Annotated in this window: 8 protein-coding genes; all 8 read left to right on the top strand. The window is 33.0% G+C overall.

Going from position 1 to position 11,749, the window contains the following annotated elements; all coding sequences use genetic code 11:
• Window positions 1-389: 389 nt before the first annotated feature.
• The 8 genes from B9T62_RS14135 (at window position 390) to B9T62_RS14100 (ending at window position 11,730) form a co-directional block, all read left to right on the top strand.
• Complete coding sequence (locus B9T62_RS14135) at window positions 390-1,400, top strand: hypothetical protein (RefSeq protein ID WP_087915841.1); 1,011 nt, start codon at window positions 390-392, stop codon at window positions 1,398-1,400.
• Between the two features lie 694 nt (window positions 1,401-2,094).
• Entirely contained in the window at window positions 2,095-4,881 is a 2,787-nt protein-coding gene (locus B9T62_RS14130; RefSeq protein ID WP_087915840.1) for a hypothetical protein, read from the top strand.
• Complete coding sequence (locus B9T62_RS14125; protein ID WP_087915839.1) at window positions 4,882-5,664, top strand: hypothetical protein; 783 nt, start codon at window positions 4,882-4,884, stop codon at window positions 5,662-5,664. It abuts the gene before it with no gap.
• A gap of 495 nt (window positions 5,665-6,159) precedes the next feature.
• The gene (locus B9T62_RS14120; RefSeq protein WP_087915838.1) at window positions 6,160-6,969 is read left to right on the top strand and encodes a hypothetical protein; all 810 of its coding nucleotides are present in this window, start codon (window positions 6,160-6,162) and stop codon (window positions 6,967-6,969) included.
• Window positions 6,966-8,669: a terminase large subunit domain-containing protein gene (locus tag B9T62_RS14115; RefSeq protein WP_087915837.1), complete on the top strand. Its 1,704-nt coding sequence runs from the start codon at window positions 6,966-6,968 to the stop codon at window positions 8,667-8,669. Before B9T62_RS14120 ends, B9T62_RS14115 begins: the two co-directional genes overlap by 4 nt.
• 21 nt (window positions 8,670-8,690) lie before the next feature.
• Entirely contained in the window at window positions 8,691-10,220 is a 1,530-nt protein-coding gene (locus B9T62_RS14110; RefSeq protein ID WP_087915836.1) for a phage portal family protein, read from the top strand.
• Window positions 10,220-11,227, top strand: a complete 1,008-nt coding sequence (locus B9T62_RS14105; RefSeq protein WP_087915835.1) for a hypothetical protein — start codon at window positions 10,220-10,222, stop codon at window positions 11,225-11,227. The genes B9T62_RS14110 and B9T62_RS14105 overlap by 1 nt, the downstream gene beginning before the upstream one ends.
• 20 nt (window positions 11,228-11,247) lie before the next feature.
• A complete protein-coding gene (locus B9T62_RS14100; protein ID WP_087915834.1) occupies window positions 11,248-11,730 on the top strand; it encodes a hypothetical protein in 483 nt (160 codons plus the stop codon).
• The last annotated feature ends 19 nt before the right edge of the window (window positions 11,731-11,749 follow it).

Genomic DNA, 11,749 nt, shown 5'->3' with positions numbered 1-11,749 from the left:
AGGTGATTTTATTGTAACATTCAAAGTTTTAAAAGTAAAGATATGAATATAAATTAAAAATGGATGGAATTTCTCTTCTGAACCAGATTGTGTTGGTGAATATTGGGCAATGTTGAATCACTATTTCAATTTGAACGCCTATATATAGAAGAAACACACTTCATGAGCAAGTAATTATGCCAATTGATGCTTTAAGTAAGCCATATATGGGTCAAAAATGAAACACGGAAAAAGTTTATTAGATAAACATATAAATAAAACTTTACAAAAACTATTCCGTATTGTATATTAAGAGTACCAAGTGAATTAATTTCTTGGAGAATACTAATAAAGAAGAGGAAGGAGAAAATCACAGATTCATGCTTTAGCAAATAAATAGGAGGAGTTCTTTGAAAATAGAAAATTTACACGTTGGATTAACAGGGAAGAGTTATAGGCACATGTGTGAAATCTTAGAAGAAAAGGTTATGAAGGGAAAATCCAGACAATTACAGATTAAAAGATGGGCTTGTTATTTTGAACATGAAAATAACGGTCAAAAGTGGACAGTTACAAAAGTACACGATGATCCTAAAGAATTAGCAAAAGGAGGGAATTTCACTCCTTACATAGGTGAAATAAATAAACTGATTGTTCAGTTGTTGTTATGCTCAGATGAGAAACGTGTAATATTGCCCAAAAACAGGCTGTTAAAGTTGCTGAATATGATAAATGGAAATTATAAAGAATGTGAAAAAAGTGTGGGGAGTCTAAGTGAATACTTAAACGTACCGAGAATGGACATATATGATTTTTATAACTCTGCTAATAACGTTCTCGCAGGTAATATTGAGTCATCGCTAAGAGATTTAAAGAATAAAAAGGCAGTATTTCACCAAACAGTGATGATGGTTGTAGTTGGTAAGGTCGCACACGAAGCAACTACCGAAGAAATGGATATCATTTACCCGATTCAGGCCAGAGTATTGAAGGAAATGAAATTCGATAGCATGGTCGATGTGTATAAGTCTGGAAGAATAAAAGCCTACACAGACAGGACAAATAAATTATTGAAAAGCGAAGCAGGGATATCATACGTATATGAAGCTTACAATATTTATTTAAACAAAGAAGTATTGCAAGAGGAATTACATAGAATATGTGAAGATAAAGTAAAGGAAATCGAGGAATGGTTGAATCAGTCGGTCAAGGATAGATTGGTGAGCTTATCTGAAAAAAGGAGAGATAGAGAAATAGAAAATATTGATCATTGGTTTGGTGTTGCAAATTATAAAAAAGGATACAGAGTGAATGAGAATTACATAAGTAATCAAATCAAGCTGGTAGATGTCTTGATAGATAGCAAACATAGATTAATAGTTGACGATATCAAAAAAATCAATGATAGAAGTGGTGAATAGGGAAGTGCATATAAAAGGTGTCACCCAAATCTCCTAATTACTATATATTCTATTATAGGTTTTTGGGTGACACCTTTTCACAATCATCCAATTAATACAAATAAACATATACAAAAAAAGTTGGACGTTTGTGATTCATATATTTAAAGATATATATTTATAAATAATCTCAAACGTCCAACTTTTATAATCATCCAATTAATACATGTGCAAGAATTCATTAATGAGCCGTGAGGGTGAATTGCCGTAGGCAAGAGGGTGGTGCGGCAGGTCTAGTGTACCGACAGTAATGCTTGCATTGCTGGAGATACAGTAGAGTTGGTATTAGCACCCTGCACTTGACCTGAAGTATGAGTAACATCTAAATGCAAAGGTCAAGTGCAAGAGAACCGTCATAAAACTTGCAAAAGGCGCAAGTAGTATTCCGTAGTCGGTTCCCGCCTTCATTAAGGTTCAAATTCTTACTTCAAGGAAAAGGCCAAGAACTAAAGACAAAAGCGCTTGAACATGAGTGATTTGTATTGTTCGATTAGATATGTATCTTGATATCAATTCTAAGCCTCAATTCATTACAATACTCTTTATAATTTTGGTGTCACTATATGAAGTAGGGGAATTGTTAGGGGGTGTTTTTAATATCATTATTTAATTGATAAATATAATAAAAATATAAATTAAAACGGAGGATATATTATTGGCAAAACAATTAAATAATAAAAGCTATATTTTCAAAATTAGTTCAACTCGTTTGCGTAAAAGTAAATGGAATTTATCTATGACTACTAAAGAGGCTAGAGAGAATAAAGAATTAGTGGGTTTGCTAGACAGTTCCACGCTAAGATATTTGCGTCTGATTTCTAATAATCTAGCCGAAGAAAAAAGAATTGCTGCAATTAAGAAGTTGAAAATAGACATCAAGAAGCTAGGAAGAAAAAAAACAACTCAAGGAAATAGAGAAACTATCTCCGCAAAAAATAACGAACTGAGAGAGCTAATGTTTATGGAACATTATGTATGTGTGGTTATAGACAGAAATTCTGACTTCGATAGAATGAATACTGAGAAAGGGTTTTATATTAATAATAGAAAATATAAAAGATTCTTAGCCACTCCCGGAGGTGCAAAGAATAGCACCGTTATCTATGTTAGTGAAGATGTATATCCACAATTGGTGGAGAGAACCGATAACGGGCGAAATAAGGAGAAGGAGATCGTTCCAGCCAAACTAGAAGCATACAAAGCTTTAACCTGTAGTGTAAGCACCCCTGTAACAAACCCAAAGAGGATATTAGTTGTAGATGATGTAAATACGGATTTCTTTGCAAATGTTGTTGAGGTTGACGATACAAAAGATGGAGAACCAGAAGCACAAAGAAAAAAGAACTACCCAATACATATGAACGCAAGTGATGGATATGGTTTAATTTCTCCTAGCTTAAGCAGAGATTGGACAAGATGTTTGGGGGAGGAGGAAAATGGTGGAGGATTTTGTGTAAGAAATTCATTCTGCAAAGGAATGCTTTTCGTTTTTGATTTCCATAAATTCGCATCTGAGATTGCAAATAAAAATTATATAGTTACGGACGTTTGGAATGAAGAGGTTGATATTCGTAAAGTTGATGTTATTTTAACTACATCAATGCTTAAGTTATGGAAATCCTATAAAAACATAAAAGACTATACAGACAATTGTGAGAAATATGGTTACAGCTTTAGCGTAACAAAAATTATTCCCGAAGTCTTAGAAAACGAAGCCAATACAAATTATCAATTCTTACAGTCTCTTGAGTTGAGTGATGAAGACATTAGTGATTTAGTTGAACCCACTGTTACAGAAATAAAGGAGGTTTTAGGGGGAGACTATAGAAAATCTATACTTTTTTTAAACGGTTTCAAAATGAAAGAGGATGAGTTTCAATATAATAATAATGATATAACGAAAGCATTAAAAGTTGATAAGAGAGTTATAAATGATCCTTTTATTCGTAAACATATACACAAGATGTTGATGAAGAGAATAAGGGAAGCGAAGACAGGGGTGTTGAAGGTCGGAGGTAATTTTAGCGTTTTATCAGGCGATCCATTTTTATTGTGTTCGTCAATATTCAAATTAAAGAATCAGACAGGACTTCTGGGGAGTAATGAATTTTATTCGAACTACTGGAATGAAAGAGGAGTAGAAAAGGTAGCTTGTTTTAGAGCGCCAATGACATGTCACAATAACATTAAACTATTAAATTTAAAAAATAGCGACAACATGTCTTATTGGTATAAACATATGAAATGTGTAACCATTTTAAATGGGTGGGATACCACTACACACGCTCTAAACGGTGCCGATTTCGATGGGGATGCTGTTCTAACAACTGATAACAAAGTGCTTATTAAGTCAATTCAAGGATTAGATGCAATAGTGTGTTTACAGAAATCAGCAGATGCAATAATTCCAACAGAGGAAGACTTAATACGGGCTAATAAGAACAGTTTTGGAGATGAAATTGGGTCTGTTACCAATAGGATTACCAACATGTTTGAAGTTCGAGCTAATTATGAAAAAGGAAGTGAAGAATATGAGGCAATAGAGTATCGAATCGAATGTGGACAGAATTGTCAACAAAATACAATTGATAAGACTAAAGGTATTGAAAGTAAGCCAATGCCGAAGGAATGGTATGATTATAATCATGTAAAACCACCTATGGACAAAGAAAAGAAATATATCGCTGAAACAAATGAACAACGCAAGAAGAGAGAGTTTAATCTTGCGATTCTAGCCAATAAGAAACCGTATTTCTTCATTTACAATGATGATCCTGAGACTAAAAAGGCATATCTTAAATACATAAAGGACTGTAACGATAATTGTTTACAGAAGTTTGGTTTAGAAATCTCTGAATTGAAACATGGACGAACAGAGGGAGAAACTAACTTCTTAAACTCATATTATAAAAAGATGCCAGTTTCTGTCTCGAATTCTGTTATGAATCGTATCTGCCGTAAAATTGAAGACAGCTTTAAAGATATTTCAGAGAATATAAATGATATTGAATTTGATCATACAATTCTAATCACTGATATGAAATATTCTAAAGCCAGATATAAGGAAATAGAAGATTTGTATAAAAAGCATAACTTAGAAATGCAACAATACTCTCAAAAGAGCAGTAGAACCAAGGAGGATAAAGAAGATAAAAAGAGTAACCGTGAGGATTTCGTGAGTAGGTTCAAAGATGAGGCTGAAGCAATTGTTAGTAATTCTGAAGAATTGACTAATATAATTGTAGAAATTTGCTATAACGAATCAAAGAGAGACAAGAGCAAACAGTTTGCTTGGGACATATGCGGTGAACAGATGATTTTGAATTTGTTGGATAAAAATAATAATAAAATAAGTTATCCTGTTAAAGATGAATGTGGAGATTTTGAAATGGGTGGCTTTAGATTCAAAATGCTAGAAGAATATGTAGAGGTGGATAGATAAATGAAAATAATTCTTAATGAAAGAAAGTATATTGAAGATGCATTAAAGAGTAGTGATGTGAATAAAAATAATTCAAAGAACCTTGCCCTATTAATAAAGTACTACTATCTTCAAGGGAAAGATAAAGGGGAAGTCAGACAGTCTGTAGAGCAGTATATGATAAAGCACTATCCAAAGTACAATCCTATTTTATGGGATAGCCACATTACTAAACTTGTTGATGCTGGTAAAAGAGTAAAGAAAAGAAAAAATGGAGATACTATTAAAAAAGAATTGGTAGAGATCGATGAAATTTGTATCACTAAAGCTGAAATTAATAAAATTAAAGCTCTTCGTAAATTACCACTGAAGAAACTTGCATTCGGATTGTTAGTGTACTCTAAGATACATAACCAATTAGGTAAAAATAATACATATTGGGTTAATAGTGAACTGAAAGACATCCTTTCTGATTGTAAGATTGCAGCAGATAGAAAGAAGCAAAGATTAATGATTCACGAATTAATCAACTTAGGATATCTCACGTCTTCAAATAGAGTAAATGAAACTAAAACAAAAGTGAATTTCGCTAATGAGGATAGTGATGTTGTTCTGGTTGTAAGGGATTTTGATTATTTCATCTATGACTATTTAAAACTCTTGGGTCAAAGAGTGAAAATATGCAAAACAAATACATGTGATCAAAGGTTTATTGCAAAAGAGAATGGATCTTTATACTGTAATAAATGCAAAAACAGAAGAAATAAAGATTATATTGATAAAAATAGTGATAAAAACAAATAAATTGTAAATGTGAAAGTGCCTCAAACCCTTGCCCAGCAAGGGATACAGCGTTTTTGTATAGTTTTACTATAGTGGTATAGGGATAGGGAGTATTACTCTCCCTTTTGCTCCCTGCCTATACCACTATTTATTTAATTTTTACGCCTTGATATTGACGAGTCGTGATGATTCCACGGAATACCTAAAGCCATTGCTTAAAGGTATTTGTCCTTAATTGGGGCATGTCAAGGATGTTGTGGGGGTGCATTGCACCCTCCATTTATATTATTTTAGTTCAAGAGTATGCCCATGCTCTTTTTCTATATTGCAATTTCAGTTTTAATGATTATTATGTGATTGCTACTTCAGTAAAATGAATTAATAATCACATATAAATCCCCTAACTTGAACCCAATTGTGGTTTTTCTGCGATTGGGTTACTTTTTTATGCTTATATTTTTGATAGGGGAAATCTGAGTATAAAAAAGGAAAGATAAAAACAGAGGTGAAAATGAAATGGCGGTTCAAAAACAAAAAGCAACTCATAATTGCTTTTCTTGTGATAGGGATCTAAGAATAAATCAAACAAATTTCTATAGTCACAATAATAGCAATTATATAATGAATAAAGATATTAAGATATTTCCCATGTGTAAAGAATGTATTGAATCATTTTTAAATGCAGAACCAGAGAAGTTAAAAGACAGAGCTATCGATTTACTTAGATTAATCAACAGACCATTTATTGAAAAACAATGGATTCTCGCAGATGAAAAATGGGGCAAATATATTACGTACATTAGCTCTTTGAACAATGGAAAAAAAACATTTGATGAAAGTGTATTTGAACAGAAATATATTGTACAAACACCCATTAATAGCGTAGCCATATCTGAAGAAATTAAATTATTTTGGCATGGGTACGAAGACAACGATATAAGAGAACTTGAAATGCACTATAATAATTTGACCGAAGGTTATGAATGTGAAAGTTTAATTCAAGAGCTATTATTAAAACAAATAGCAGTAACCCAATTCAAACTTAATAGAACAACAAATACAAAAGAGTATACAGATTTAGTAAACACCATTAGTAAGCTTATGACAGATGCAAATGTTAAGCCCACGCAAAAGAATAACCTCAATCAATCGGATGCAATTTTCGGTATGTGGATCAAGAAAATAGAAGAAGAAGAACCAATTCCTGAACCGTTAGATAAATTTAAAGATTTAGACAAAATAAAAAAATACCTCGACAAATATTTCATTAAGCACTTCTCTAAGTTATTTGGTATGGCATCGAATAAAGATAGTGATATCACATGAGAAAAAATAACAAAGCAAATAAAGGTGATATTACCAAAGAGAAAGTGAAGTTATGGGCTTCATTCTACAGAGAAAATCCACATAGATTTGCAGGTGATTATTTAGGAATAAATTTAAAATTATTTCAGTTAATCATACTATACATGATGAATTATTCTACTTACTTTATGTATCTTGCAGCCAGAGGACAGGGAAAAAGCTGGATCATAGCGTGTTACGCTTGTATTCGATGCATCTTATTTCCCGGCACATCTGTTTTAATCGCTTCTGGTACTAGAGGGCAAGCAGGACTAATAATTAAAGAAAAAATTGTCAAACTACAGAATGACAGTCCTAATCTGAAGAGAGAAATAAAACACATTAATACAGGTAAGGATGAAACAAAGGTTTATTTCTATAATGGATCTACCATTGAAGCAGTAACTTCAAACGATAACTCTAGAGGCTATCGCGCAAACATATTAATTTTGGAAGAATTTCGAATGATCAAAAAGGACATCTTGAATACTGTATTGAGAAAATTCAACGCCAATCCAAGACAGCCTAAATATTTAGATAAACCAGAATACAAACATCTACAAGAGGAAAATAAAGAGATATACATAAGTTCTGCGTGGTATAAGAATCACTGGTCGTGGGATAGAGCAGTGTCTTTTAAAAATGCAATGTTACAGGGTAGAAATTACTTTGTTTGTGGCTTGCCTTATCAATTATCCGTTGAAGAAGGCTTATACCTTCAGTCAAAAGTCGATGAAGAGATGAAAGAAGACGATTTCGATGCTATTAAGTGGAAGATGGAAATGGAATGTCTATTTTTCGGTGAATCAGAGAAAGCGTATTTCAAAATTAATGACTTCGAAAACTGTAGAACAGGTAAAGTCAAACCCTTTTATCCATTGTCTAACATAGATTTTGTAAGTGGTGTTAAGAGTACATATAAAAAGTTAGAACATGAAATAAGAATAGTTGGTGTCGACGTTGCAATGATGGGCGGAGAAATGAATGATAACACTATTTTCTCCTGTTACCGTCTAATTCCTAAAGACAATATGTATGAAAGACAAGTAGTCTACATAGAGTCCATGAACGGACAACACTCAGAGATACAAGCTATAAGATTGAAACAATTATACTCTGATTTTAGTGCGGATTATGTTGTCATGGATACACACGGTAATGGTCTATCTTTATATGACGATTGTGCTAGAAGTTTGTACGATGAAGTAAGAGACGTTGAATATCCAGCATGGTGCGCTATGAATAATGAAGAAATGAAAAATAGAGCATTGGATAAAAACGCAATTCCTCTAATCTATTCCATCAAAGGTAATGCACAACTAAACCATGAAATTGCACTAAGTTTCAGGAACTCACTTCAAAAGAAGAAAATCCTATTTCTGGAGAACGAAATAGTTGGGAAAGAATATTTAATTGAGAAATATGACTATGATAAAAAATCGGTAGAAGACCAGGTTAGATTATTGTATCCATATTATCAAACTACGGCATTAATAAACGAATCTGTAAGCTTAGAATATGATATAAGAAACGGTTATGTAAAAGTATACGAGGTTGGAGCAAATAGAAAAGATAGATATTCTAGTGCGGCATATACAAACTTTTATGCCGATGAATTGGAAAGAGAAAAATTTTCTACGGACTCAGATGAAGAGTATGATTATCATTTCTTCCACAATTAAAGAAAGGAGTGAAGAATACTAGTGACAGAAAATGAAGAGAGTTATGAACATAACTCTTATAAATCAATTGAATGGATAGATACAGGTAGAAGACAATATAGAGCAACCGCAGATACAGTAAAAATGTGGATGCGTGATCATATTATTTTTAACAAGGAAATACGCGACCTATCTGATACGTTATACAATTCAAAAGGGCTATATAGTCGTGTAATTGATTATATTGTTGCATTGCCAACACTGGATAAAGTTGTATACGGTTCGAATGTTCAGAGCAAAAGATATGCTACTAACAAGGAAAAGTACAAAAATTCTCTTTCTAAAATGAAAGATGATACTCTTACTAGAGACATTATTAGAAAACTTTCTAAATCAGGAACATATTTTGGATACTTTATATCGGAAGAATTGAAAAGTTTAAAAGGTTCTTTCTCTGATTATGAAATAGATGCGATTGCAGAATTAAACAATAATAAAATCAATTGCGGAGTAATAAGTCTTCCAATTGATTATTGTAAGATTGTTGGGACAGAGAATTCTAGCTACGTTGTTGCCTTCGATATGCAATACTTTGACCAATTTAGAACAAACGGACTTTCACAGAGATTGATGAGATATCCCAAAGAAATCAGAGAAGGCTATAAGAAATATAATTCCTCTAAAAGTGAAAAATGGTTGGTGTTAGATAATAACAAAACAGTTGTTCTAAAGGCTAGAGCTGATATAGATGAACGTTGGGGTAGACCGTTAGGTTTAGGGGCTTTTCTTGATATTCTGTTTGATCAAGACTATACAGAGGTTAAAAGAGACACTATCCAAAGAGCGAATGGACAAGTTATTTACCAAACGTTCCCTGAAGGAAGTAAAGAAAACAAATCGGTTCTTTCAAGCACACAACAACAAAAGCAGCACAACGATGTTAGAGACGCTATTTTTAATCGTAAAAATAATTCAGGAATCAATTTCTTCTCGATAGCAGCAGGAACGACACTCAATGAGCTGAAAATTGATTTAAGCATTCTTGATAAAATCAAAGATGATGAACTTATCAAGAAAATAGCTACAGATTTAGGATTTGCGAGTTCTCTTCTGAACGGGGAAGAATCAAACTATTCTAGTCAAAAAAACAACTTAGATTTGATTTCAGCAGAAATATTTTCTTGGATTGCGCAAATAGAAAATGAATATAACAAGGTCATTAATGAAAATGTTATAAAAGATGATAAGTGTGAAATAAAACTTAGTTATTTACAAACAACTCACCTCAATAGAGAGGGAATCAAAAATAATGCCAAAGATTTGTATACACTAGGCAAAGGCCCTTTAGAGTTATGGATTGCTGCTTCTGGATTTAATCCTGATGCTTGCTTTGCATTAATGGAAGAGGAATTAATAAAAGGTTATGATCAGAAATTCCCCGTACATCAAACCTCATTTACACAATCTACGAATGACAATAAACCAACCGAAGATAATCCTACAAATGAAAATACGATTAAAACAAAATCGAATGATGCAAATAATAATCCTTCCCCAAAAGGAGGTGAATAATGAAGAACTCGATTCTTGAATTAAATCAAAAAAACGAAGTTACAGGACGCACTTATCTTCGCTGGGTTGTCCATGAAATTCACGAGAACAACCAAAGTTATAATGAGAACGGAATTAGTTGGAAAGAACAGTATGTTTTAGATAACATAAATTCTGCAAAAGGAATGCCAATTTGTGTTCAATTCATTGATTGGGATAAATCAGAACCATTTGGACATGGCATGACTAGTGTTGAAAATGATGGGCCGAAATTTCAAGATAGTGCTGTTGTAGGTACTGCTGAAAATGCCTCTATTGAGACCATTGAGGTAAATGGCAGAACAATTAGAGCATTGGTAGCTGAAGGGTATATTTATGAGCAAAGATTTCCTAATTTCGTAACTTGGCTCAAATCCAAAATGTATGACAATGATTTCCCTCAAACATCCATTGAGATTTGTGGAAAGAAAAATTCAGGCAATGACGTAATTATCTATGAGTCTGGATGTATCGAGAAGGGCAGAGTACCGATGATTTATGATTATACTGGTGATGCAATCCTTGGAATAAAGCCAAGTGATGAAAGTGCTGTTTTACTAGAACTTAATCATTTACATAATAAAAATATAAAGGAGGAAAATAAGTTGGACGAAGAAATTCAAAAACAAATTACAGAGTTGAATCAACAGCTCGAAGCAGCAAAAACAACTATTGAAGGACTTACTAAGTACAAGAAAGCTAATGAGGATAAGACTCTTATTGCTGAACTGAATAGTAAGCTTGTTACATATACAGAAGATGAAAAAGCTACCGTAAAAGAAAAGGTTGCTGCTTTTACTTCTGAGCCATCCGCAGAAGGAATTCAGACTATTGTTAGTGAAATCAATTCGTTTATTGTTCAAAAAGTTCTTGAGAAAAGAACCAATAAGGAAGAACAAGAGCAATTGGAATTGAATAGTGCTAAGAGTGTTTATGGTGATATGTTCGAAAATAATAAAACTAAGCAAGATTATACTGATATTTATTAATTAATTGGAGGAATAAAATAATGTTTAAATTCGGCACAATCGGTGCATACAAACAGGTGCGCCATAACCCACGTAATAAAGCTGTAATCGATACCTATAACGGGTATGTGGTAATTCCTGATGATACTACGGGTCTTGCTCCTACTGCTGCCACACCTACTATCGCAAAAAGCAAAGACGTTCATGTTGTTTGGAATATCATCGATAAGCCTGAGATTCGTAATTCCAGCGATTTCTATATTGCAGTAGGCGAACCAGTACGAGCCTTTAAATTGACTGACCTAGTAGATCTTCCTGTTGAACTTTCTCATGATGTTGTTAAAGATGACTTTGCTACTGTTGCAATTGGTGCTTTCTTGGTTCCTTGCGATGATACCACTGACCCAACAGCAAAAGGTAAGTGGAAGGTATCTACGGCAACAGACTATGGTGTGAAGATCAAGGTACTTGAGAAAACAACCTTTGGCGACAAAGGATTTTACGGAAAAGTAGTAGTACAATAATACATACTAATTAAGGAGA

This window comes from Paenibacillus donghaensis, from assembly GCF_002192415.1.
Taxonomy (GTDB): domain Bacteria; phylum Bacillota; class Bacilli; order Paenibacillales; family Paenibacillaceae; genus Paenibacillus_AQ; species Paenibacillus_AQ donghaensis.
Note: the sequence above shows the minus strand (reverse complement) of the source record. Positions and strands in the feature narration are given on the sequence as shown.